The organism is Acutalibacter caecimuris (assembly GCF_034335085.1).
GTDB classification, from domain to species: Bacteria; Bacillota; Clostridia; order Oscillospirales; family Acutalibacteraceae; genus Acutalibacter; species Acutalibacter caecimuris.
Genome location: NZ_JAWXXJ010000016.1, coordinates 1 through 23,672 on the forward strand (window position 1 = coordinate 1; position 23,672 = coordinate 23,672).

The window sequence follows — 23,672 nt, forward strand, 5'->3', positions numbered from 1 at the left end:
CGCGCCCCCAACCCCATCGCCCCATCCCCCTCCCCGCGTAAAAGGGTTCCCAAAGGGGCTGTGCCCCTTTGGCAGGGTGCAGGGGCAGCGCCCCTGTCCGCCGGAGGCAAACTAGGCGCCCCTGTCCGCCGGAGGCAAAACCGGGGGTAAGATATGCCCAATACCTGCCAGATACCGGCCCAACACCCTGCTGGTATGTGGGGGATATCCCCCGCATAACCCCTCTCGAACGCCCCCGGCCGGGCCCGTTTTTGCAAGATGCCCGCCCCTTTGATGCAAAAAGCCCTTTTTTACCCCCTTTTCGTCCTTCCGTAGCCGGGGTTTGGGGGAGCGGGGTCTTTTGCCCCTCTATTTACAAGTTGCGGCTGCCTTTATTGCAAAAACCACTTGATTTTACAGAAAAAATGGCGTAAAATAGCCCTTATAACGTTTTTTTTGAAGGAGAGGACACACCTATGAACGATCAGCTATCCCAGCGCATCCAGAAGAACCGGCAAGGCTTTTCCAAAAGCCAGCGCGCCATCGCCCAGTATCTTCAGGAGCACCCAGAAGAGGTCGCCTTTATGACCGCCTCGCGGCTGGGGGCGACGGTAGGGGTCAGCGAGTCCACAGTGGTGCGTTTCGCTACGGAAATCGGCTATTCTGGCTACCCGGCCATGCAGCAGGCAGTGCAGGAGATGATCCGGAACAAGCTTACCAGTTTCCAGCGCCTGGAGATGACCTCCCGGAACATCCCCCAGGGCAAGCTGCTGGACGCGGTGCTGGAGCAGGACATCGACATCCTCCGCCGTACACGGGAAAGCCTGGAGCGGGAGGCGTTCTACCAGGCGGCGCAGGCCCTGGTAGGGGCCAAGCGGGTGTTTGTGCTGGGGGCGGGCAGTTCCCTGGCCCTGGCCACGCTGCTGGCCCACTATCTCCGGCTGATCTTTGACACCGTCCAGTTGGTCGAGGCCACCAGCGAATCGGCCATTTTCCAGCAGATGGTACGTGTCGGCCAGGGGGACGCCATTATCGCCATCAGTTTCCCCCGCTACTCCAAAAAGGCGGCAAAAGCCCTGCAATACGCCTCCGACCGGGGCATGACGGCCATCGCCATTACCGACAGCTACCAGTCCCCCCTGGCAAAATGGGCCTCCAACGTGCTGCTGGCCCGCAGCGATATGGTGTCCTTTGTAGACTCCCTGGTGGGCCCCCTCAGCCTTATCAACGCGCTGATCGTCACGGTGGCCATCCAAAAAAAGACAGAGGTGCTGGAAAACCTCCAGTACATCGAATCCATCTGGGACGAGTACGGGGTCTACGAAAAAGTGGAAGAGGGAAACGCTTGAGGGATATTATCATTATAGGCGGGGGCCCGGCCGGGCTCATGGCTGCGGGCACAGCCGCCGCCCGGGGCGCCGGGGTGCTGCTGTTTGATAAGAACCGCCGGTTAGGCCGCAAGCTGCGTATTACCGGCAAAGGGCGGTGCAACCTAACCAACCACTGCGCCCCCCAGGAGGTAGCCGCCCTGACAAACGGGGGCAAGTTTCTGTACGGGGCGCTGGCCGCCTTCCCGCCGGAGGCGGTCATGGCCTTTTTCGAGGGCCTGGGCGTGCCCCTTAAAACCGAGCGGGGCCGGCGGGTGTTCCCCCGTTCAGACAGCGCCCATGACGTCGCCGATGCCCTGGCAGCCTATGCCCTGGGCCAGGGCGTACAGGTGCGCCAGGAAACCGTCACCGGCCTGCTGATAGAAAACGGCAGGGTACAGGGGGTGGCCGCCGCTGGGCGGGAGTACCCGTCCCACACGGTGCTGGTCGCCTGTGGCGGGGCCTCCTACCCGGCCACGGGCTCCGACGGCGCGGGCTACCGGCTGGCCGGGCAGGCGGGGCACAGCATTGTGCCCCCCGCCCCGGCGCTGGTGCCGCTGGTGGCCGCGGGGGACGCCTGCCGGCGGCTGATGGGCCTCTCCCTGCGCAACTGCGGGGTCAGGGTGACCCGCACCGGGCAAAAAAAGCCGGTATATGAGGACTTCGGCGAACTGCTCTTCACCCATTTCGGGCTCAGCGGGCCCACCATCCTCAGCGCGTCCAGCCATATGCGGCCTATGGAGCCCGGTACCTACCGGGTGCATATCGACCTCAAGCCCGCCCTGGACGAGAGCCAGTTGGACGCCCGCCTGCTGCGGGATCTGGAAGAAAACAAAAACCGCCAGTTCTCCAACGCCCTGGACAGGCTGCTGCCCCAAAAGCTTATCCCCGTGGTGGTAGAGCGCAGCGGCATCCCCGGCGGCGCCCGCTGCAACGGGGTAACAAAGGCCCAGCGCCGGGCCCTTTTGGCACTTCTGAAGGACTTTACCGTAGAGATACAGGGTTTCCGGCCCATGGCAGAGGCTATCGTCACCGCGGGGGGCGTAACCCGCAGGGAGGTAGACCCCCGGACCATGGCCTCCAAGCTGGTAGAAGGGCTCTACTTTGCGGGCGAGGTGCTGGACGTAGACGCGCCCACCGGGGGCTACAACTTACAAATCGCCTTTGCCACAGGCAGGCTGGCCGGAGAAAACATGGCAGAAAGGAGCCTAAAATGGGAGCAATAGGGTATACGGAGGGAAAACTTCTGCGCCGGGAGGACATCCTGCGCATAGCCGCCGGGCTGGATTTTTTAGGCGAGGATTGCTGGCTGACCTCCGGCGCGGCGCTGGTGCTGTACGGTGTAAAGGAAACCACGCGGGATATAGACGTTATCTGCACCAGCCGGCTGGCAGACGAGCTGGAAAAGCGGGGCGTCCCCTTTAAGCGGGACGGGCTGGACAACACCCGCATATTTGCCGTCAACCCCTGGGTGGAGGTGCTGGAGGACTGGGAAACGGAGGAAGTCACCCAGGTGGCGGGCCTGCGGGCGGCCAGCCTGCCCAGCATCCGCAAGCAAAAGGCGGCCCTGGGCCGGGAGAAGGACTGGGCGGACATTGCCCGCATCGACGCCTTTCTGCAAAGGGAAGGGCCCCAAAAGATCCGGCTGGAAACAGGGCGGCTGGTGCTGCGGGATTATACCCCCGCCGACGAGGCGGAATACTACCAGTTGAAAAGCGACGAGGGGGCCATGCGCCGCTACCAGTGGGATATCATGTTGCATAGCCCGGAGGAGGCCCACAGGGAATTCGCCGGAATATTGGCCGATGCCCAAAAGCCCGACCGGGAATTCTACTTTCTGCGGGTCGAGCGGAAGGCCGACGGCCGGCAGCTGGGCTCGGTGGGGTACACGGTGGCAGGCCGCACCCCGGTAGGCAAGCTGGTACACGCCGGCTACTTCTATTTCCCCGCGTTCTGGGGCCAGGGCTACGGCACCGAGGCCATGAAAGCGGTCGTCCGCTTTGCTTTTGAGCAGAACGGGGTGTACCGGATCTCCACCGGCTGCCTGGCAGAAAACCGGGGTTCCGCGCGCATCATGGAGAAATGCGGCATGATTTTGGAAGCCCGGCGCCCCGGCTGGACCTGGCACGAGGGCCAGATGAAAACCCGCCTGGAATACCGCCTGCTGCGGGAAGAATATGAAACATTAAGCGTTTCCCCGGCCTCTTTGCCTCCGGCGGCAAAGAGTTAGCTGCGCTAACTCTGGGGCTTTGCCCCTTGGGAATCCCCACCACTTTTGAAAAAGTGGACAAAACTTTTATGTTCCCCCCCTTTTTTTACAATTCGAAACTTAAGCACTTTCCCCCTACGGAAAAAGCTAGGAAATAGGGCCCCTTTCCCCTAAAAACACCATGTTTCCCGCCAACCTCCCAACCCACCGGCCTTAGCCCCATTCCCAAGCCGGGAGCCCCACGGCACACCGGGTATGGCGGGAGGAATTTGAAAAAATAAGCGGAATCCTTTCTAAAAAGGCATTGCGGAACCCCCGCGGGATATGTTATAATAAAGTTTAACCTACCGGCGGGAGGGCCTGCCGGCGGGAGGCCCGCTATCATCACCATTGTTGGGAGGTCATATCAGAATGTTCGCCATTGCCATTGACGGCCCCGCCGGGGCGGGGAAATCCAGCGTGGCCAAGGCCGCGGCAAAAGCCCTGGGCTTTACCTATGTGGATACCGGCGCCCTTTACCGGGCCATTGCCCTGTATATGCTGGAAAACCAGGTGCCCCTTACGGAGCCCGAGGCGGTAATCGCCGCGCTGCCGGGCGTACAGGTTTCGCTGGAGTACGGCGAGGGGGGCCAGCGCACCCTTCTGTGCGGGCGGGATGTTTCCCAGCAGATCCGCACCGAGGAGGTGTCCATCGCCACCTCCCGCTGGGTAGCCCACATCCCTCAGGTCCGCGCCTTTTTGATAGGCCTGCAACAACAACTCGCCAAAAACGCCAACGTGGTCATGGACGGCCGGGACATCGGCACCGTGATTTTGCCCGGTGCCCAGCTAAAAATCTTCCTCACCGCCACCGCGGAGGAGCGGGCCCGCCGCCGCACCCGGCAGCTAGAAGAAACCGGCCAACTTGCCAATTACGCCCAGGTGTTGGAAGAGGTAGTGCGCCGGGACAAGCAGGATGCGGGCCAACTGGAACGCCTGCCCCCTGACGGGATCACCCTGGACACCACGGGCCTTAGCTTTGACCAGGTGGTGGAGCGGTTGACGGCCCTGGCCCGGCAGCGCATGGGCCTGCCGGAGGAGGGGGGTGAGGGCGTTGGCCCAAACGCTTAAGCCGAAACGCAAAACCGTGCTGTACGCCATTGGCCAGTTCCTTTTGGCTCTGTTCTATTACCCGGTATTCAGGATGCAGGTGAAAGGGCGGGAGAACATCCCCCAAACCGGCCCGGTGCTGCTGTGCTGCAACCATATGGCCAAGCGGGACCCGGTGATGCTGGGGGTGGCCGCCTGGCGCCAGGTGTTCTACATGGCAAAGGAGGAGCTGTTCCAAAACTGGTTTATTGGGGGGCTTTTGCGCAAGCTGGGGGCATTCCCGGTAAGCAGGGGCACCGGCGGGGCAGACGCCCTGGCCGAAGCCTACTGCCTGCTGGACAGCAACGGGATGGTAGGGGTATTTATCGAGGGGCACCGCTCTAAGGACGGGCGGCTGCAAAAGCCCAAAACCGGCGCGGCTTTACTGGCCTACCGCACCAAAGCCCCGGTGGTGCCTGTATGCATCACCGCCGGGGACGGGGGCCTGCCGAAGATGTTCAAGCGGCACATAGTGGTATTCGGCAAGCCCATCAGCCCCCAGGCGCTGGATATCCCGGACGACTCCGGGATGCAGTTGCGCAAGGCCAGCCGGGTGATCATGGGCGAGATCAGCGCCCTGCGGGAGGCCACCCTGAAGGAGCTGGGGCTGCCCTCCCAGCTACCGGAGGAGGTGGGGAAACCGTGAAGGTAGAGCTGGCCCCCTCCGCCGGGTTCTGCTTTGGGGCCCAGCGGGCGGTGGACATGGTGTACGCCCTGCTGGCCGGGGGCAAAAAGGCGGCCACGTTGGGGGCGCTGCTCCATAACCCCCAGTTGGTAGAGGAGTTGGCCGCCCTGGGGGTAAAAATCGCCCAAACCCCAGGGGATGTGCCGCCGGGCTATGTGCTGGTGCTGCGTTCCCACGGGGTAGAGCTGGCGGTGGAAGAAGAGGCCGCCCGGCTGGGGCTGGAAACCGCGGACGCCACCTGCCCCTTTGTGAAGAAGATCCACCACCTGGCCCGGCAGGCCGGGGAGGAGGGCCGGGCCTTTATCCTGTTTGGCGATCAGGGGCACCCGGAGGTGCAGGGCAGCGTTAGCCACTGCACCGGGCCCTATTATGTGTGCAAAAACCGGGAAGAACTGGCGGATTTGCTAAAAACCCACCCGGAATTGGCGTGTGCGCCGGTAGCGGCGGCGGCGCAGACCACTTTTCACACGAAAGAATGGGAAAATTGTTCCGAAAGTCTGAAAAAACTATGTACAAACGCCGCAGTTTTTGATACAATATGTAATGCAACAGCGAAACGGCAGAAAGAGGCGCTGGACCTGGCCCACAGATGTGACGTGATGGTGGTCATTGGGGGCAGGAACAGTTCAAATACGGCCAAGCTCCGGGACATCTGCGCGGGGCAGTGTAAAACGTACCTCATCGAGAAGGCGAGCGAGCTTTACGGCTTGCCTGTGTTTTCCGCCGGCCTGAGCGTTGGCATAACCGCAGGGGCGTCGACCCCCGCAAGCATAATTAAGGAGGTACTAGATACCATGGCTGAAGTTAACAACACCGAACTGAATTTTGAGGAGATGCTTGAGGAATCGCTCAAGAGCATGAATACAGACGAAAAGGTACATGGCGTAGTGGTTGGCATCTCCCCTACGGAGGTCTATGTAGATGTAGGCCGCAAGCAGGCAGGGTTCATCCCCGCCGCCGAGCTTTCCAACGACCCCTCTGTAAAGCCGGAGGACGTGGTGAAGATCGGCGACGAGATGGAATTGCTGATCATGAAAACCAACGACCAGGAGGGCACCATCATGCTCTCCAAGCGCCGGGTAGACGCCATGCGGGGCTGGGATGACATCCAGGCCGCGCTGGACAGCAACGAGGTTTTGGAAGGCAAGGTCATTGAGGTGGTCAAGGGCGGCGTTATCGTGCTGAAGGACGCCATGCGCATTTTCGTGCCTGCCTCCCAGGCCACAGCCAACCGGGGGGACGACCTCCAGGCTTTGCAGGGCCAGGAGGTGCGGTTCCGCATTATTGAGGTGAACCGCCAGCGCCGCCGGGCCGTGGGCTCTATCCGCAGCGTGCTGCGCGAGGAGCGCAAGGCAGCCCAGGCCAAGTTCTGGGAGCAGGTGGAGGAAGGCCAGAACTACACCGGCAAGGTGAAGTCTTTGACCAACTTCGGCGCCTTTGTGGACTTGGGCGGCGTGGACGGCATGGTCCATATCTCCGAACTGAGCTGGAACCGGGTAAAGCACCCCAGCGAGGTGGTGAAGGTGGGCGATACCGTAGACGTGTACGTAAAGGGCCTGGACCGGGAAAACGAGAAAATCTCCCTGGGCTACAAGCGGCCGGAGGATAACCCCTGGGTCAAGCTGGAGCGGGAGTTCCCTGTGGGCACGGTGTGCGAGGCCAAGATCGTGGGCATGACGGCCTTTGGTGCCTTTGCCAGCGTGATCCCCGGTATCGACGGCCTGGTGCATATCTCCCAGATTGCCGACCACCGTATCGACAAGCCCCAGGACGTGCTGAAGGTGGGCGACATGGTGAAGGTCAAGATCACCGACGTGGACCTGGAGCGCCACCGGGTGTCCCTGTCCATCCGCGCGGTGCTGGAGGACGAGCAGGCCGCGGCGGACGAGGCGGCGGAAGAGGCCCCGGAGGATGCGGTGGTGTTCAGCACCGAGGATACGGACGCCACAGAGATGCCCGTCTAAAAGGCATGGCCTTGTAGCGATTTAAGAAAAAAGCACGGGCCTGTGCCCTGGCGCCGGGCGGCATACAGCGCCCCCAAAGCGTTTGGGCGCGCCGGCCCTTTCCCTAAAAAGGCTTTGCTACTTCGCCCCCTGGTGTAAGTAGGCCGCCCCCAGCAGCAAACTGAAGATACAGACAGGGTAGTTTTTGCTGCCCTGTTTTGTATGTACAGGGCTGTGTGTATAAAAGTTTTGTTTCTGCCTGTGGATTTTTTAACAGTTTTGGGCAGGAAACGGAGGAATATCAACATGAGACGAGGAAAGAAACCTGTATTTTTCGTGGTGCTGCTTTTGATAGCCGCCCTGGTGTACACGGCGCTGTTCGGCGTGTATGGGCAAAACGGCGATTTCAAGGTCACGTACCTGAAGGGCGCCGGCGACATCCGCTGGGGCATTGACATCCGGGGCGGCGTGGAGGCTACCTTCAGCCCTGCCGGGGGCGTGGCCGCCACGGCCGGTGAACTGGAAAGCGCCAAGCAGATCATCGAAACCCGCATGGTGGCCCAGAACATCACCGACTACGAACTGTACACCGACGAGGCCAACAACCGCATCATCGTGCGTTTCCCCTGGAAAAGCGACGAAACGGATTTTGACCCGGAGAAGGCCATTAACGAGCTCTCCGCCACGGCCATGCTGACCTTCCGGGAGGGGGGCCAGTACGAAACCGTCGACTATGACGAGAACGGCCGGGAGATCTACAAGACCCCTGCCGGCACCACCGCCGACACCGTTATCCTGGAGGGTGCGGACGTGGTAAGCGCCCAGGCCGGCGTGCAGCAGAACCCGGAAACCGGCGCGACCCAGTATGTGGTGTCGTTGGAGTTTAGCGAGGCGGGCAAAGAGAAGTTCGCCGAGGCCACAGGCCGGCTGGTGGGCCAGACCATCTCCATCTGGATGGACGATGTGCGGCTCTCCGCGCCCACGGTCAATTCCGTTATCAGCGACGGCAAGTGCATTATCGAGGGCAACTTTACCAGCGAAGGCGCCACCACCCTGGCCGCCCAGATACAGGCCGGCGCCCTGCCTTTTGCCCTGGAAACCTCCAACTTCAACTCCCTAGCCCCCACTTTGGGCAGCCAGGCCCTGGATGCCATGCTGCTGGCAGGCGTCATCGCCTTTGCGGTCATCGCCGTGCTGATGGTGGTCTGTTTCCGCCTGCCGGGCGTGGTGGCGGTCATCTCCCTGGCAGGGCAGATGGGCATCTGCTTTGCGGCCGTGTCCGGGTTCTTCCCCAACATGAACTCCTTCACCATGACCCTGCCGGGCATCGCGGGCCTGATCCTCTCCATCGGTATCGGCGTGGATGCCAACGTAATCACCGCCGCCCGGGTGCGGGAGGAACTGAACACCGGCAAAACCCTGGACGGGGCTTTGCAGAAGGGTTTCCAAAGCAGTTTCTGGGCCATTTTTGACGGCAACATCACCACGGCCATTGTGGCCATTATGCTGATGATGGTCTTTGGCCCCAGCAATATCCTCTCCATGATCTTCGGCCAGTCCACCACAGGCTCCATCTTCTCCTTCGGCTTTACCCTGCTGGTGGGCATCATTGCCAACTTTGTCATGGGCGTGTTCGCCACACGGGTCATGACCCTCTCCCTGGCCGCCTTTAAGCCCCTGCGGAACCGCTGGCTGTTTGGTGGCAGCAAAGAGGGCCAGCCGGCGCGGCAGCCCAAGGCGCTTCGGTTCTTCCAAAGCCGCAAGACCTACTTTGCCATCTCCGCGGTGATCATTGTGGTAGGGCTGGCCGCCAGCCTGGTGATGGGCCCCAAGCTGGACATCCAGTTTGCCGGCGGCGCCATGATCCGCTATGCCGTAGACGGCACCGAGGTGGCCGGGGACGAGATCCGCAATGTGATCTCCAGTGAACTGGGGATGGACAGCGCCGTGTCTCTCAATAAGGATATGAGCACCGGCAAGGACCAGGTTACCATCTCCTTTGCGGGCAACAAGAGCCTGACCCCCGACGAGCAGGCAAAGGTGGCGGACACCCTCAGCAATGCCTTTGACCAGGCCAACTTCACCCTGCTGGAGTCCAACTCCGTAGACGCCACCATGGGCGCCAAGTTCTTCCAGAAATGTATGGTGTGCTTTGTGCTCACGGCCATTTTGCTGCTGGTGTATATCGCCCTGCGGTTTAAGAAGATCGGCGGCCTGTCCGCCGGCATGACCGCCATTGTGGCGCTGCTCCACGACGTAGTGATCGCCTTCTGCGTGTTTGTGGTATTCGGTATGCCCATCAATGACATTTTCATCGCCGTTGTGCTCACCCTGCTGGGCTACTCCCTGAACAGCACCATCGTCATCTACGACCGGGTGCGGGAGAACAAGCGCAAAAACGGCCCCCGGGCAGAGTTTACCGCCACCATGGACGAGAGCCTGAACCAGACCCTGGGCCGCACCCTGCTCACCTCGTTGACCACCTTCCTGGCGCTGGTGGTGGTGCTGGCCGTGGCGGGTATGTTCTCCATCAGCACGGTGGTGTCCTTCTCCCTGCCCATGATGGTGGGCGTGGCCGCGGGCTGTTTCTCCTCCCAGTTCATCGCCCCCAACCTGTTTGCCATGTGGCAGATAAAAAAGGCGCAGAAATAACCCAATAAATAGATAAAACAATGCCGTGGGGGCCTGGCCCCTGCGGCATTCCTGTTTTGACAGATTTCCGGTATAGGTAGGCCCATAAAAACACCCCAAAGGCAACCGGGAAAGGAAGGATAAGCAATGGACGGCAAAACATCACAGGCACAAATACTACAGCACTATTTGCAAACCAGCGTTTACACCTACGCAGGGGCCTACCGGCAGTTCCTGCAATCCCTGCCGGAGGATATCCCCCAAACCGGCAGGCTGGTGTGCGGGCAGATCACCCACCCCACGCTGCTGTATACAGCGCCCTCCGCCTATTTGGAGGAAACATACTTCGGGAAGTTCTCCGCCTACCCCCAACACCGTTTTAAAAACGAGGACGAGTTGTACATAACGGCCGTGGCCATGATCGCCGGAATATTGCGCCTGGATGAGCGGGGCTTTACCGAGGGCCGGGACGTAACCAAGCGCATTACGGTGTCTTGCCGCCAGGCCGCGGTGCTGTTTAGCGCCATTTTAAAGGCCAAGGGCATACCCTGCCGGTGCAGGGCCGGGTTTATGGATTTTGGCAATCAGGGGGCAAGCTACACAGAGCACTGGGTGAATGAGTACTGGAGCCGGCCGGAGGGCAGGTGGGTCCTGGTGGACGCGGACGGGTACTATGAATATGAGGGGCGTTTCGGGTACAGCCAGTTCGACCTGCCCCGGCGCAAGTTCCTGCCAGCCGCACAGGCGTGGCTGGCGCTAAGGCGCGGCACACTGGATAAGCAACTGGACCTGTTTGGCAGCAGCCTGCCCACCGGGGTCTGCGAATACCTGTTTATGGATTTTCACGCGCTGATGAACAACGAGATCTTTTACTCCTACCAGCCGCCCTGCCTGCGCCACGGGATAGAGAGGCTGGGGGAGCCTCTGCTGCAAAAGTTGGACCGCTTGGCAACATGGATGCTGGAGCCGGATGAAAATTTTGACAAAATTGCCGCGGCCTGGCAGAACGACGAGGCGCTGTATATCCTCACCAATAACACGCAAAATATCCATGAAGATTGCTTTTCGGGCGCGCAAAAGATAGAGTGAGCACAGCGCCGCGCCCAAAAGCGTAAACAGGCCCCAAACGTTTTCCCCCGGCTGGGGAAGTTGGGGGAATCAGGGAGAATAAGCGGGAAATGGTAATTTCATGCCAGGCATAGTTTGGGGCGGGCGGCGCAAACTAGCACAGAGGGGCATGGGCTGCCTGATAGGGGCAGCCCCGAAAACCGCCCTGAGAAAGAGGGGAAAGGTATGAACATCATTGACAGGATCGCATTGGCGCTGACGGTGATCGGCGGCGTGAACTGGGGCCTGGTGGGCGTGTTCCGCTTTGACCTGATAGCCTGGATTTGCGGCGGCCAGACCGGCGTTGTGTCGCGGATCATCTACACGCTGGTAGGTATCTCCGCACTGTGGTGCCTGGCCCTGCTCTTCCGCGATTGGGACAACGAGCGGGAAACGGCCAGCGTAGTGCACTAAAGGCGTTTCCGGCAGCCGGTTTCCGTTTAAAAGAAACCGCAGGCCCTAGGGACGTGTATACCGCCGCAAACATGGCGGTAAAAGATAGCGGCTGGCCATCCGTAGGCCAGCCGTTGTCTTTTTATACCGGAAGTTAGAGCCCTGCCTCCCCCTTAAGAGGCGGCCAGCTTATCAGAGAGCCAGCTAAGCAGGTCGGCATAGACGGCCTCCTTACCCTTCTCGTTAAGGACTTCGTGGCGCATACCGGGGTATAGCGTAAGGGAAACATCCTGCACACCGGCAGCCTTCAGCATAGCGGCCACCTGCCGGGGGCCTTCGCCGTAGTTGCCCACCGGGTCCTGGTCGCCGGCAATCAGCAACACAGGCAGGGTTTTCGGCACCCGCGCCGCCCATTGGGGCGAGGAGATCTCCGTCAGGCCGGTAAACAGGTCATGGTAGCCCGCGGCGGTAAAGGGGAAATTGCTCAGGGGGTCGGCCTCAAAGGCTTTACACACGCTGTCGTCGGTAGAGAGCCAGGCAGAGCCGTTCACCGGGTTCTCAATACGCCGGTTGTACCCGGCGGTAGCCAGGCTGTTCAGCTTTTTGCCAGAGGAGCGGGGGCCCATCAGCCGCATCTGCATGGCGGCCACCAGCTTGCCGGCCGCTACCCCAGGGTTTTTCCCCATCGTGCCGCAAAGGACACAGCCCGCCAGCGGCCGGCTGTACCGGGCAATATAAGAGCGGGTGAGGAACGACCCCATGCTGTGGCCCATAATCAGCAGGGGCAGCCCTGGGTGGGCCTCCACCGCATGGGCAATCAAAGCGTCTATGTCCTTAACCACGCAGGCCCAGCCGTCCTGGTCGGCAAAATGGCCCTTAATCTGGGCAGAGCGGCCGTGGCCGGCATGGTCGTTCATGTACACCGCAAAGCCCTTTTCCGCCATGTAACGGGCAAAGGGGCCGTAGCGGCCGCTGTGCTCCGCCATGCCGTGAACAATCACCAGCAGGGCCTTGGGCGCGGCACACTGCCAGCTACGGGAAAATATCTGCCCCCATCCACTACTGGCGGGGCGGAACCATTCGTTAACGGTAACACACATAGGGATGACCTCCTGAATCAAAGTTTGGGTTGTGCAGTTTGGTTTGCCTCCGGCGGGCAGGGGAACTTTTTGAAAAAAGTTCCCCTGCACCCTTCCAAAACTTTTAAGCCGTTACCTGCCGCAATGTCGCGCAGGGCTGCTTGCTCGACCACCGGCAGGGCAATGGGCCGGGTATGATTATTAATTTTTTTCTTTTTCTTTCTTTTATTCTTTTTAATTATAGTATACGCTAAATTTGCTGATATTGGCAAGGTGTTTAAAAACAGTAGGGGAATTTTTGCGCATCGCCAGAGGCCCCCCCGGAACCAGCGCCCGCCCCCGCAAAAGTTTTTGGGGATTCTTAAACCCCTTTTTTCAAAAAGGGGTTTAAGCCGCCGGAGGCAGTCCGGAGGCCGCCCGGAGGCACCCCTTTAGAAGAGGTCAAGCACATGGCAGCCCTTGCGGTAAAAGACCTGGCTGATGGCAGGGGTATCGTGGTGGAGGGCAATGCCCGGTGTCAGGGGGATGCTGGAAGCGTCCCGTGCGCCGCCCAGCAAGACGGCCAGGTCGCCCACATCCAGCGTAAGGTCCGGGTCGCCGCCGCGCTCCACCCGGTTTTCCCCACCGGGGGTGAAGGAAAGGGTAAAAACGCCGTCGTTCTCCGGCAGGATAGTGTCAGTCACCCGCAGGGATAACCGCCCCTCCCCCTTGCAGCGGCAGAGCCGCAGCAGGGTTTCCACGTCCAGGGCGCGGGCCATCCCGTTTAGGGCCGGGCGGCAGTCCATGCCGCTCAGCTCAGGGAGCAGCCCGCAAAGGTCCATATGGGCGGGAACGCAGAACTGGATATCCGCAAAATTGGCGATAAAAGCCGTGCGGACAAAGTTCAGCAAACCAATCAGCGCCGTGGGCCCGGTAAAGAGGAAAGCGTCCCGCGAGGAGAAATCCGGCACACAGTGCAGGGTGTCCTTATTCCGGGTGCCCACCAGCAGGCCGCCGGGAACCCCGTCCCCGTCATACCAAACAAACACCCAGCGCTTGGCAGCCAGGGGCTTGTCCCCTTCCAGCCCCTTGTCGAATACCTGCCGCAGGCAGGAGAAGTTGATGTCCCCGTACATCCGGTCGTAAATCTCCCGCAAAGGGGAGAGGTCATCTCCGGGGAAAAGCTGGCGCACCGTACCGCCCACCTCCGGCAGGCCCCGCAAATCCCGCAGTTTCACGGTCCAGCGGACGCTTTGCCCGGCCGGGGCAAAGCCGAACTGCCGGTAATAGGCCGTGCTAAAGGGGTAGAGATGGGAGAGGGCATAGCCCTCGTCCCGGAAATCCCGCAGGGCCTGGACCATGCAGGCCCTGATGGCCCCGCCCCGGCGGTTAGCCGGCTGGGTGGCCACGCCGCCCACCCCGGCCATCTTCACAATGTGCCCGTCAAAGCGCACTTCTTTGCGGTTCATCACCAAAGAGGCCACCGGGGGGCCGTCCTGGCTGAGGAAAGCGCCGTACTGCTCCTCGGTACCGTCCGGCTGGGCGCTTTGCGATTTTTCCCGCTCCTTCTCAAACTCAAAGGGGCTTTCAAAGGCCACGGCCATATTCAGGCCGGCAAGCCAGTATTCCTGTGGGCTAAGCTTTCTGGCAAACATAAAGTTGTTCCTCCTGTTCCGTAAAATTGTCGCCTAACGGGTTAAGGCAACACCGCACAAAGATTGTGCGTGCGTTGCGCCGTCAGATTTTTTGTCAAGGTGTACAGATTGAGCGCCGTCAATTCCGGGATTGGCAAGCGAAAGCTGTGTGCTATGACGGAAAATAGGCAAGCAGACCGTGAGCAAAGGCCGTAGGCCGGTCTTTGTGCGGTGTTGCCTTAAAACCGGGCAATTCTTCCGGGCGCGCCAAAAAAGGGCCCATACCCCTGTACCGCCTATACGTTAAACCGGAACAGCACAATATCCCCGTCCCGCATCACATACTCCTTGCCCTCCGAGCGCACCAGCCCCTTTTCTTTGGCAGCGGCCATGGTGCCGCAGGCCATCAGGTCGTCAAAGGAGATCACCTCGGCCCGGATAAAGCCCCGCTCAAAATCCGTGTGGATCTTCCCGGCAGCCTGGGGGGCCTTGGTGCCTTTGGTGATGGTCCAGGCCCGCACCTCGTCCTTGCCGGCCGTCATGTAAGACATTAGCCCCAGCAGGTCATAGCAGGCGGTGATCAGCCGGTCCAAGCCGGACTCGTCAAGGCCCATATCCGCAAGAAACAGTTCTTTTTCCTCCGGCTCCATCCCGGCAATCTGCGCCTCATTTTCGGCGCAGATGGGCAGCACCGCGGCACGCTCCTTCCGGGCGGCCGCCTGCACGGCCCGGAAGAAGGGGTTGCCCTCCACCCCGGCCTGGAAGTCCGCCTCGCTCAGGTTGGCGGCAAAGATAATGGGCTTGTTGGTCAGCAGGGAAACCGAAGCCAGCAGTTGGGCCTCCTCCTCGCTGCACGCCACGCTGCGGGCCGAGTTCCCCGCCTCCAGGGCCTCCCGCACCCCCAAAAAGAAGTCCAACTCACCCTGGAACTTCTTGTCCGATTTAAGCAGCTTGCGGGTCTTGTCAATGCGCCTGTCCAGCACCTCTATGTCCGAGAGGATCAGCTCCAGGTCAATGGTTTCTATATCCCTGGCCGGGTCAATGCTGCCCTCCACATGGACAATGTCCCCGTCCTCAAAGCAGCGCACCACATGGACGATAGCATCCACCTCCCGGATGTTGGAGAGGAACTTGTTGCCCAGCCCCTCCCCCTGCGAGGCGCCCCGCACCAGGCCTGCAATATCCACAAACTCTATGGTGGCGGGGGTAAACTTGTTGGGCTCATACATATCCCGCAGTTTTTCCAGGCGCTTGTCCGGCACCGTCACCATGCCCACATTGGGCTCAATGGTACAAAAGGGGTAGTTGGCAGACTGGGCCCCCGCGTTAGTAATGGCGTTAAACAGTGTGCTTTTGCCCACATTGGGCAGGCCGACGATTCCTAGTTTCATAGCATGGGTTCCTCGTTTCCTTATGATGATGGCAGATTATAGCGTTTCCCTGTCCCGTAAGTCCAGCCGGTCGTACGCCGTGCCGTCCAGGGCCTTCCACACAAACAGGCCGTCCTGTAAGGTCATGTACCCCCGCCGGCTGCCCTCTTTGGGCAGGGAAACCGAACCGGGGTTCAGGTACCACCAGCCGCCGGGGGCCAGGGTTTTGGCAGGCACATGGGTGTGGCCGTGCAAAAGCACCTCTCCGGGGGAGAGGGGCGGCGGGCTTTCCAGGTTATAGTGGTGGCCGTGGGTGGCAAAAACCAGCCGCCCGGCAGATTCCAGCAGGCAGTATTCCGCCATTACCGGGAAAGCCAGCACCATTTGGTCCACCTCGGCCTCACAGTTGCCCCGTACGCAAAAAATCTTCCCCTTCAGCCCGTTAAGCAGGGCGATGACCTCCTTGGGCGCGTAGTCCTCCGGCAGGTCGTTGCGGGGGCCGTGGTACAGCAGGTCGCCCAGCAAAAGCAGGCGCCCGGCGCCCTCCCGTTCAAAGGCATCCGCCACAGCCCTGGCATAACGCCGGGAGCCGTGGATGTCAGAGGCAATAAGCCATTTTTCCATGTCCAATCTCCTTTCTTCTGGGCCTTTGGTTCGTACGGCATGGGCTGCCAGGAACAGCCGGGCGTGTCCATAAAGAAGAGGTTAAAAGCGGGGTTCCGGCCAACAAATAGTAAAAGTTTCGTTTTCTCACCTGCCGGTTCGGTCGGCTCGTGACGGCCGTTCTACTTGGCTGCGCCAAGTAGCCGGCGGCCCTCGCCCTTTTCAAAGGTGGTGGGGTTCTTAGGGGGCGACAATCGCCAGTGGCGATTTCCCGTCGCCGACCGAGGCGGCAGCCGAGAATCAACGCCCACGCCGGAGGCCAAAATTTCGTCATAAACTCCCCTTTTCGTACACGCCCCTTTAGCCCGGAGGCTTGCGGTTTTTGCGGGAAAGTGGTATAGTATTCCGTGAAACGGCCGGGGCAAGCGCTGCGCCGGCCGCCGGGGTACCACCCCCCGCAGGATAAGGCCATTTTTCATATAGTATAACGGAAAAAGCCCCTGCCCGCAAGTGGAAAAGGAGAAAATCATGCAAATCGACAAGGAGGAAACACCATGGCCAGCTTATTTTGGGATTCCCCCCTGGGGCCCCTGACTTTGGCAGAAAAAGACGGCGCGCTGACCCACCTGCTGTTTGGCCGGGAGATACTGCCCGGCAGCCCGGAAGAGGAAACGCCCCTGCTGCTGCGGGCAAAGGGGGAGTTGGAGGAATACTTCGGGGGCAAGCGGCGGGCCTTTGGGCTGCCCCTGGCCCCCAAAGGCACCGGGTTCCAGCAGCGGGTCTGGCAGGCCCTGCTGGCCATCCCCTACGGGGAAACCCGCAGCTACCGGCAGTTGGCGGAAATGGTCGGCTGCCCCAAGGGGTTCCGGGCAGTGGGTATGGCCAACCACCGCAACCCCATCTCCATCCTCATCCCCTGCCACAGGGTCATAGGGGCCGACGGCTCCCTCACCGGCTACGGCGGCGGGATCGGCCGCAAGCAAAAGCTGCTACAGTTAGAAGGCGCCCTGCCGCCCACCCCCGCAGGGTGCCTTGCCAAGCAGCGGTAAAGGTGGTATAATACCCAAAAGATGGTCATGGAAAGCCCCGGCACCGGGAGAGGGAGGCGTTTATGGAAGAGATACTGAGAAGGACATGGGCGGAGATCGACCTGGATGCGCTGGCGCACAATTTCGCCCAGGTACGGCAGGCAGCCGGCCCCAAGGCCGCCGTCTGTTGCGTGGTCAAGGCAGACGGCTACGGCCACGGGGCCCAACGGGTTGCCGGCGAACTGGAGGCCCTGGGCGCCGGGTGGTTTGCGGTTTCCAACCTGGAGGAAGCCCTACAGTTGCGGCAGCAGGGTATCCGCCGGCCGGTGCTGGTGCTGGGCTTTACCCCGGCGGAAGAGGCCGCAACGCTGGCCCTGGAGGACATCTCCCAGTGCGTCTATTCCACCGAGTACGCCCAGGCCCTGTCTGCCCATGCCCAGCGGGCCGGGGTGCGGGTGAAGATACACGCCAAGGTGGATACGGGCATGAGCCGGCTGGGGTTCTACTTCCAGGACATCAACCGGGACGAAGGGGCGGTGGCCCAGGTCAGGGCGGCCTGCACCCTGCCGGGCCTGGAGCCGGAAGGCATCTTCACCCACTTTGCCGTTTCGGACGAGGGCCGGGCGGGGGACGCCTTTACCATGCGGCAGTTCGGCTGTTTTAAAGAGATGGTAGAGGCCCTGCAACGGGAGGGGCTGCGGTTTAAGTACAGGCACTGCGCCAACTCGGCGGCGGTGTTCGACTACCCCCTCTCCCATATGGATATGGTGCGGGCCGGGGTAGTGCTGTATGGCCTGCGCCCTTCGGGTGAGATGCGGGCCCAGCCCAGGCTGCAACCGGCGCTGGCGCTGCGGTCGGTGGTATCCCATGTAAAAACGGTGCAGGCCGGGGCAACGGTAAGCTATGGGCGCAAGTTTACCGCCCAGGGGGCCATGCGGGTGGCCACCGTGCCGGTAGGGTATGCCGACGGCTACCCCCGGGCGCTTTCCGGCGGCGGGGCGCAGGTGTTAATCCACGGGAAACGCTGCCCGGTGCTGGGGCGCATCTGTATGGACCAGTTGATGGCCGACGTGACCGCGCTGGGGCCGGTCAGTATGGGGGATAGGGTCACCCTGATCGGCCGGGACGGGGCGGAGGAGATCACCGCCACGGAGCTGGCCGGCTGGGAGGGCACCATCAACTATGAGGTGGTGTGCGCGCTGTCCAAAAGGGTGCCGCGGGTCTACCTAAAAGGCGGCCAAGTAGAGAGCATCTACAACCAGTTGATAAAAAATAACCCCCACAAAAGCCGTTGAAGACCCTGCGGGGACTTTCTACAGAAAGCCCCTTCTGTTTTATCTCCGATGAAACCGGCCGCAAAAAGAGAGGGAGCCCACAGGCTCCCTCTCTTTTTATGCCTTTTTACCCCCGGCCAAACTTTTCAAACTTCAGCGAGCGGGGGATATACTTCTTAATAGCCTCCAGCAAATCCTCATCCGGGTCAAACACAACCAGCGTTTTCCCGGTCTTGCCGCTGCGCACAATCATAAACCACGAGTCCCGGTGGTCCGAAAATTCCGTGGCATATACCCTGGTGTCAAAGGAGCGGGTCTTAAGCCGGGCCTCGTTTTCCGTAAACTTGCCGATGTCCTCGCAGGAGTCGCACTCAAACGAGGTCATCCGTTTCCGGCTGGATTTATTAAGGATCTTGTCCACCGTAACAAACCCGTTGGTCAGGCTGTATTCAAACTCCAGCATCCGCATACCCACCAATTTGTAGCCGCCAAAAACCGAGCCCGCCGCAACCAGCAGGGTGATCATGGGGAAGGGGATGATCATCATACCAACCACAAAACCCACCGCGCTCAGCAAAATGATCCCCAGCACCACCCCGATGACAACCAGCAGGTCGGTGCTCTCAAATCTCTTTTTTACCATGCGTTCTATAAATACATCGCCCATTTTGGTTTCCTTTCCCGGTGCACCGGTGCAGTTATAAATTTTCGTATAGCTTTTCCATTCATTGTACCATAACAGCGCGGGGAATTCAACCGCTATTTCATAAAAACTTACAAAATCCCCCGCCTTCCCCTGCCGTCCGGGTCGTAGGCTGCCGGTATTTTGGCGGCTTTGGGGAAGGGGCGGGCAGGGGGATGGAATTTGACGAGAGAAAAACCGCTGGGGTGTATTCCCTTTTGCGGGAATATATAGTATAATGGTCTTGCCGTTTCGCATAGATACGGGACGGCGGAGCATAAAAAGACGAAGAGGAGCAATGAAACCATGAAAACGCCCGTTTCCCATCCCCCCAAAAAATTCCGGCAGATCCTCTCCCTCTGCCTGTGTGTCCTGCTGGTGGCCTGCCTGGCGCTGCCGGCCTCCAGCGCCGCCGGGCCGGAAAGCGCCCCCGGCCTGACGGATGCCCCGGACGTAACAGCCCCGGAGGAGGACGGGGCCGCGGAAGAGGGCCCCGGCGAAAGCGGGCCCAGCAGCCCGGACGAAAGCAGCCCGGAGGAACCCGGCGAAGAATCCTCCGCCCCGGAAGAAAGCCCGGCCCCCGAAGAATCCCCGGCCCCTGGGGAAAGCCCGGGCCCGGAAGAAAGCCCCGCCCCCGAAGAATCCCCCGCCCCTGAGGAAAGCCCCGCCCCTGAAGAAAGCCCGGCCCCCAAGGAGAAGGTAACGGTCAGCTTTATCCTGCGCCCGGAGGAGTGGGTGGTCACCGTAACCCTCCTGGCCGGGGAAAGCCTGAAACCGGAAGATATCCCCACCGGCGCGGGGGAGGAACTGCTGCTGGACGGCTGGCTGGACGCGGACGGCCAGGAGGCCGACCCCCTGGCCCAGCCGGTCATGGAAGATACCTCTTTTACAGCCCGTTGGACAAAAACCATCGAGAGCCTGTTTGATACCGTGTCCCACCGGGCCTATATGCAGGGCTACGAAAACGGCACCTTTAAGCCCAATAAGAAGGTAACGCGGGCCGAGGCCGCGGCCATCTTTTACGGCCTGCTGAAAAAACAGACCGGCGGCGAGGCCCGGTTCTCCGACGTAACCACCCAGTGGTTCGCCCCGGCCGTAAACAAGATCCAAAGCCTGGGCGTCATCAACGGGTACGCGGACGGCACCTACCGGCCCAACCAGGTGATCACCCGGGCGGAGTTCGCCACCATTGCCGCCTCCTGCGACGGGCTGCTGGAAGGGGACTGCCCCTTCCCGGATGTAAGCGGGAACCACTGGGCCAGGGACTACATCATTTCCTCCTACCAGCGGGGGTGGATCAGCGGCGACCAGAAGGGCAACTTCAACCCCTCCCAGGGCATTACCCGGGCCGAGGCTGTCACCGTGGTCAACCGGATGATGGGCCGCACCCCCGAGGGCACGGTGCAGACCAAGGCCGGGGTCAAAAACTTCTATGACCTGTTCCCGGAAAGCTGGTTCTACGGCCAGGTGGTAGAGGCCACCACGACCCATGACTATATTATCCCGGTGCCGGGCAGCGAGCGCTGGACGGATTTTGTGGCAGATACCACAACCCCCAAAGTGGGCTGGCTGCAAGACGGCGGGCAGAAGTACTATGTGGGCCCCAAAGGGAAGTTCCTGCGGGGCGAGCAGGTGATCGACGGCAAAACCTACCTGTTTGACCAAAACGGCGCGGCGGCTACGGGCTTTTACATGAAATCCGGCTGGAAACGCTACTATAAAGACGGCCTGATGCAGGAGGATATCTCCGGCTTAGGGGTGGTAGAGGGCCCCTACTACATCAAGGTGTACAAGCCCGCCAACTACCTGATCATCTTTGCCAAGGGGGATGACGGGAAATACAACATCCCCGTGCGTTCCATGCTGGTGTCCTGCGGCAACCCCACGCCCACCGGCACCTACTACACCCCGGCCCGCTACCGCTGGCTGGAGATGGTAGGGGGCAGTTGGGCCCAGTGGTGCACCCAAATTGAGGGCAACTACCTCTTCCACTCCGTGCCCAACGACCAGCGGAACAACTACACCATGTGGTCCGGCGAGTACAACAACCTGGGCACCACCCGCTCTCTGGGCTGCATCCGGCTGAACTGCCGGGACGCCAAGTGGATCTACGATAACTGCGCGCTGGGCACAGAGATCTACATATCACCCACCGAAACCAGCGGCCCCATGGCCAAACCGGCCGGGCTCAAGCTGGCGTGGGGCCATACCTGGGACCCCACCGACCCCACAGCCTATTGGCGGTGCCAGCAGCAGGGCTGCCACTAACCACAACCAACCACCGTCTACACCATCAACCATAAGCGGCAAAAAACCGTGTACCGGCAGGGCCCCACAAGGGCCCTGCCGGCCCGTCTATAAGCGGATAACGGCAATAATCCCCCAAAAAAACATAAAAGAAATAAAGGCTAACAAAAAGCCTTTCCTTCCCCTTCCTCCTCCCCATAAACTACACAAACCATATAAGCCCCCAACCCCGCCACAGAAACGTGTAAAGTCCCCATTAAAAAATAGCACAAAAGTTTCGTCGTCTCACCTGCCGGTTCGGTCGGCCCGTGACGGCCACGCTACCTTGGCTGCGCCAAGTAGCCGGTGGCCCTCGCCCTTTTCAAAGGTGGTGGGGATTCCAAAGGGGTGAAACCCCTTTGGCCGCCGGAGGCAGGGAGTGTCCCAAAATGAAGAGTTTAAAAGCAATGATCCGGCGAACAAATGGTAAGAGTTTCGTCCACCTTTTCAAAGGTGGCGGGGTTCTTAGGGGCAGAGCCCCTAAGCCGCCGGAGGCCAAAATTTCGTTATAAACTCTCCGCTTTGGACACACCCTGAAACGCCCAAATCTTGACCTTTCCCCAGGGCTATGCTATAATAAATCAGTATAACCATAAAAAGGAGGGAAACCTTGTGAGCCAGAACAGAAAGGGCGGCAAGTTCCGGCGGCAGCCGGGGCTGGGGCCTGTAGCGGGGCTCATTTTGCTGGTGCTGATCTTTTTCCTGTCCAGCCAATTCAAGCAAACCGGTACAGACGCCCCGGAAGGGGTGCAGACGGTACCCCTTCCAGAGGGCGCCGGGGACAGGCCCCTACAGGTGTACTACCTGGACGTGGGCCAGGGCGACAGCCAGTTGGTGCGCATACCCGGCGAGGGGGGCTATTTCAATATGCTGATAGATACCGGCGAGTACGCGTACGCCGACGGCCTGACCGCTTACCTGCAAGAGTTGGGCGTAGCCCGCATCGACGCGCTGGTCTGCTCCCATCCCCATACCGACCACATGGGCTGTATGGCCCGCATTGTCCAGCGGTTTGAGGTAGGGGCGCTGTATATGCCCCGGCTGCCGGAGGACAAAACCCCCACCACCGCGGCCTACGAAAAGCTTTTGGACGCCGCGGAGGAAAAGAACCTGACCATCAACCGGCTGATGGAAGACGCGTCCATCGAGTCCCCGGCAGGCTCCCAGATCCAGGTCATGTCCCCACGGGTAGACGCGGACTGGGAGGGCGCCAACAACTACTCGGCGGTCATGCGCCTGGTGTATGGCGACACCTCCTTCCTGTTTACCGGCGACGCGGAGGAGGAGAGCGAAGCCATCATCCTGGAGGACGGCTACCTGCTGGCCTCCGATGTGCTCAAGTGCGGGCATCACGGCTCCAGCAGTTCTACCTCAGACGCCTTCCTGGCAGCAGTAGACCCCCTCTACGCGGTCATCAGTTGCGAAACCGGCAACCGCTACGGCCACCCCCACCGGGAAACCATGGAGAAACTGGGGGAGGCGGAGATCATCGTCTACCGCACCGACAAGGACGGCACCGTGCTGGCGGAAAGCGACGGCACAAGGGTCAGCTTTACCAAAAACCTGCCCTCGGTAGAGGGCAAGGACTGAGGGACGGTACATACAACAGAAAGTAAAGGAGAAAAACCCATGCTCACCGCGAAAAAAAAGGAATTCATCGCATTTATGCTCTCGGCCAATGTGCTGCGTTTCGGCGATTTCGTCACCAAGTCCGGGCGCAATACCCAGTACTTTGTCAACACCGGCCTGTACCGCACCGGGGCCCAGCTCTCCCGGCTGGGCAGCTACTACGCCGCTATGGTAAAAGAACAACTGGGCGAGGGCTTTGACGCCATGTTCGGCCCGGCCTACAAGGGCATCCCCCTGGTGTCCGCCTGTGCCACCGCCCTGTGGCAGGAGCACCACATCGACAAGCCCTATTTCTTTAACCGCAAAGAGGCCAAGGACCACGGCGAGGGCGGCGTCACCGTGGGCTACCAGCCGAAAGAGGGGGACCGGGTGGTGATCATCGAGGACGTGATCACCGCCGGCACCGCTGTGCGGGAGTCCATGTCCGTGTTGCAGGCCTGTGCCCCGGTCAAGGTAACGGACGTGTTCATCAGCGTAGACCGCTGCGAGATAGGCCAGACGCCGGGCAAAACCGCCATTATGGAGGTGCAGGAAACCTTCGGCCTCCGGGTGCACCCCCTTGTCACGGTGGTGGATATCCACGACTACTTACAGGAAACCGGCGCGGACCCGGCTTTGGTCCAGGCGATGGAAGGGTACATGGCGCGCTACTGCGTGTTGGGTTAG

Annotated in this window: 20 protein-coding genes; 14 read left to right on the forward strand and 6 right to left on the reverse strand. The window is 60.8% G+C overall.

Features of this window, described 5'->3' with window-relative positions; translation table 11 throughout:
* Positions 1-455 precede the first annotated feature (455 nt).
* The 9 genes from U8U01_RS10515 to U8U01_RS10555 all read left to right on the forward strand — a co-directional run bounded on the left by U8U01_RS10515 (position 456) and on the right by U8U01_RS10555 (position 11,463).
* Positions 456-1,328: a MurR/RpiR family transcriptional regulator gene (locus U8U01_RS10515; protein ID WP_322173990.1), complete on the forward strand. Its 873-nt coding sequence runs from the start codon at positions 456-458 to the stop codon at positions 1,326-1,328.
* Positions 1,325-2,572, forward strand: coding sequence for a BaiN/RdsA family NAD(P)/FAD-dependent oxidoreductase (locus tag U8U01_RS10520; protein ID WP_322173991.1), 1,248 nt, complete (start codon positions 1,325-1,327; stop codon positions 2,570-2,572). The genes U8U01_RS10515 and U8U01_RS10520 overlap by 4 nt, the downstream gene beginning before the upstream one ends.
* A complete protein-coding gene (locus U8U01_RS10525) occupies positions 2,560-3,576 on the forward strand; it encodes a GNAT family N-acetyltransferase (RefSeq protein ID WP_322173993.1) in 1,017 nt (338 codons plus the stop codon). The genes U8U01_RS10520 and U8U01_RS10525 overlap by 13 nt, the downstream gene beginning before the upstream one ends.
* A 390-nt stretch (positions 3,577-3,966) precedes the next feature.
* The gene (gene cmk, locus U8U01_RS10530) at positions 3,967-4,665 is read left to right on the forward strand and encodes a (d)CMP kinase (protein WP_322173995.1); all 699 of its coding nucleotides are present in this window, start codon (positions 3,967-3,969) and stop codon (positions 4,663-4,665) included.
* On the forward strand, positions 4,649-5,329 hold the full coding sequence (locus U8U01_RS10535) for a lysophospholipid acyltransferase family protein (protein ID WP_322173997.1): 681 nt from the start codon (positions 4,649-4,651) through the stop codon (positions 5,327-5,329). The genes cmk and U8U01_RS10535 overlap by 17 nt, the downstream gene beginning before the upstream one ends.
* Positions 5,326-7,332: a bifunctional 4-hydroxy-3-methylbut-2-enyl diphosphate reductase/30S ribosomal protein S1 gene (locus U8U01_RS10540; RefSeq protein WP_322173999.1), complete on the forward strand. Its 2,007-nt coding sequence runs from the start codon at positions 5,326-5,328 to the stop codon at positions 7,330-7,332. Before U8U01_RS10535 ends, U8U01_RS10540 begins: the two co-directional genes overlap by 4 nt.
* A gap of 285 nt (positions 7,333-7,617) precedes the next feature.
* On the forward strand, positions 7,618-9,963 hold the full coding sequence (secF, locus tag U8U01_RS10545; protein WP_322174001.1) for a protein translocase subunit SecF: 2,346 nt from the start codon (positions 7,618-7,620) through the stop codon (positions 9,961-9,963).
* Between the two features lie 126 nt (positions 9,964-10,089).
* Positions 10,090-11,031, forward strand: coding sequence for a transglutaminase-like domain-containing protein (locus U8U01_RS10550; RefSeq protein ID WP_322174002.1), 942 nt, complete (start codon positions 10,090-10,092; stop codon positions 11,029-11,031).
* 210 nt (positions 11,032-11,241) lie between these two features.
* Entirely contained in the window at positions 11,242-11,463 is a 222-nt protein-coding gene (locus U8U01_RS10555) for a DUF378 domain-containing protein (protein WP_437124391.1), read from the forward strand.
* A 152-nt stretch (positions 11,464-11,615) separates the two neighbouring features.
* Here U8U01_RS10555 and U8U01_RS10560 read toward each other — a convergent pair whose 3' ends face one another.
* The 5 genes from U8U01_RS10560 to yfcE form a co-directional block, all read right to left on the reverse strand.
* On the reverse strand, positions 11,616-12,542 hold the full coding sequence (locus U8U01_RS10560; RefSeq protein ID WP_322174005.1) for an alpha/beta hydrolase: 927 nt from the start codon (positions 12,540-12,542) through the stop codon (positions 11,616-11,618).
* A gap of 17 nt (positions 12,543-12,559) precedes the next feature.
* Entirely contained in the window at positions 12,560-12,793 is a 234-nt protein-coding gene (locus U8U01_RS10565; protein ID WP_322174007.1) for a hypothetical protein, read from the reverse strand.
* A 159-nt stretch (positions 12,794-12,952) separates the two neighbouring features.
* Complete coding sequence (locus tag U8U01_RS10570; RefSeq protein ID WP_322174009.1) at positions 12,953-14,155, reverse strand: GNAT family N-acetyltransferase; 1,203 nt, start codon at positions 14,153-14,155, stop codon at positions 12,953-12,955.
* Positions 14,156-14,430: 275 nt separating this feature from the next.
* Positions 14,431-15,525, reverse strand: coding sequence for a redox-regulated ATPase YchF (gene ychF / locus U8U01_RS10575; protein WP_322174011.1), 1,095 nt, complete (start codon positions 15,523-15,525; stop codon positions 14,431-14,433).
* A 36-nt stretch (positions 15,526-15,561) separates the two neighbouring features.
* Entirely contained in the window at positions 15,562-16,128 is a 567-nt protein-coding gene (gene yfcE, locus U8U01_RS10580) for a phosphodiesterase (RefSeq protein ID WP_322174012.1), read from the reverse strand.
* 533 nt (positions 16,129-16,661) lie between these two features.
* Here yfcE and U8U01_RS10585 point away from each other — a divergent pair.
* Entirely contained in the window at positions 16,662-17,156 is a 495-nt protein-coding gene (locus tag U8U01_RS10585) for a methylated-DNA--[protein]-cysteine S-methyltransferase (RefSeq protein ID WP_322174014.1), read from the forward strand.
* Between the two features lie 62 nt (positions 17,157-17,218).
* Positions 17,219-18,430: an alanine racemase gene (gene alr, locus U8U01_RS10590; RefSeq protein WP_322174016.1), complete on the forward strand. Its 1,212-nt coding sequence runs from the start codon at positions 17,219-17,221 to the stop codon at positions 18,428-18,430.
* A 106-nt stretch (positions 18,431-18,536) separates the two neighbouring features.
* Here alr and U8U01_RS17630 read toward each other — a convergent pair whose 3' ends face one another.
* A complete protein-coding gene (locus tag U8U01_RS17630) occupies positions 18,537-19,418 on the reverse strand; it encodes a DUF6106 family protein (RefSeq protein ID WP_496196410.1) in 882 nt (293 codons plus the stop codon).
* Between U8U01_RS17630 and U8U01_RS10600 the strand changes: the two genes are divergently transcribed.
* The 3 genes from U8U01_RS10600 to pyrE all read left to right on the forward strand — a co-directional run bounded on the left by U8U01_RS10600 (position 19,398) and on the right by pyrE (position 23,672).
* Positions 19,398-21,359 carry an S-layer homology domain-containing protein gene (locus U8U01_RS10600; protein WP_322174020.1) on the forward strand — a complete coding sequence of 654 codons (1,962 nt, stop codon included), beginning with the start codon at positions 19,398-19,400 and terminating at the stop codon, positions 21,357-21,359. The genes U8U01_RS17630 and U8U01_RS10600 overlap by 21 nt on opposite strands.
* A gap of 630 nt (positions 21,360-21,989) precedes the next feature.
* Positions 21,990-22,967: a ComEC/Rec2 family competence protein gene (locus U8U01_RS10605; RefSeq protein ID WP_322174022.1), complete on the forward strand. Its 978-nt coding sequence runs from the start codon at positions 21,990-21,992 to the stop codon at positions 22,965-22,967.
* 39 nt (positions 22,968-23,006) lie between these two features.
* Positions 23,007-23,672 carry an orotate phosphoribosyltransferase gene (pyrE, locus tag U8U01_RS10610; protein ID WP_322174024.1) on the forward strand — a complete coding sequence of 222 codons (666 nt, stop codon included), beginning with the start codon at positions 23,007-23,009 and terminating at the stop codon, positions 23,670-23,672.

Coding starts and splice junctions, on each gene's coding strand:
- U8U01_RS10585 (WP_322174014.1), top strand. CDS start 16,662: ATGGCCAGCTTATTTTGGGATTCCCCCCTGGGGCCCCTGACTTTGGCA.
- U8U01_RS10525 (WP_322173993.1), top strand. CDS start 2,560: ATGGGAGCAATAGGGTATACGGAGGGAAAACTTCTGCGCCGGGAGGAC.
- U8U01_RS10550 (WP_322174002.1), top strand. CDS start 10,090: ATGGACGGCAAAACATCACAGGCACAAATACTACAGCACTATTTGCAA.
- pyrE (WP_322174024.1), top strand. CDS start 23,007: ATGCTCACCGCGAAAAAAAAGGAATTCATCGCATTTATGCTCTCGGCC.
- U8U01_RS10600 (WP_322174020.1), top strand. CDS start 19,398: ATGAAAACGCCCGTTTCCCATCCCCCCAAAAAATTCCGGCAGATCCTC.
- alr (WP_322174016.1), top strand. CDS start 17,219: ATGGAAGAGATACTGAGAAGGACATGGGCGGAGATCGACCTGGATGCG.
- secF (WP_322174001.1), top strand. CDS start 7,618: ATGAGACGAGGAAAGAAACCTGTATTTTTCGTGGTGCTGCTTTTGATA.
- yfcE (WP_322174012.1), bottom strand. CDS start 16,128: ATGGAAAAATGGCTTATTGCCTCTGACATCCACGGCTCCCGGCGTTAT.
- U8U01_RS10560 (WP_322174005.1), bottom strand. CDS start 12,542: ATGTGTGTTACCGTTAACGAATGGTTCCGCCCCGCCAGTAGTGGATGG.
- ychF (WP_322174011.1), bottom strand. CDS start 15,525: ATGAAACTAGGAATCGTCGGCCTGCCCAATGTGGGCAAAAGCACACTG.
- U8U01_RS10515 (WP_322173990.1), top strand. CDS start 456: ATGAACGATCAGCTATCCCAGCGCATCCAGAAGAACCGGCAAGGCTTT.
- cmk (WP_322173995.1), top strand. CDS start 3,967: ATGTTCGCCATTGCCATTGACGGCCCCGCCGGGGCGGGGAAATCCAGC.
- U8U01_RS10570 (WP_322174009.1), bottom strand. CDS start 14,155: ATGTTTGCCAGAAAGCTTAGCCCACAGGAATACTGGCTTGCCGGCCTG.
- U8U01_RS17630 (WP_496196410.1), bottom strand. CDS start 19,418: ATGGGAAACGGGCGTTTTCATGGTTTCATTGCTCCTCTTCGTCTTTTT.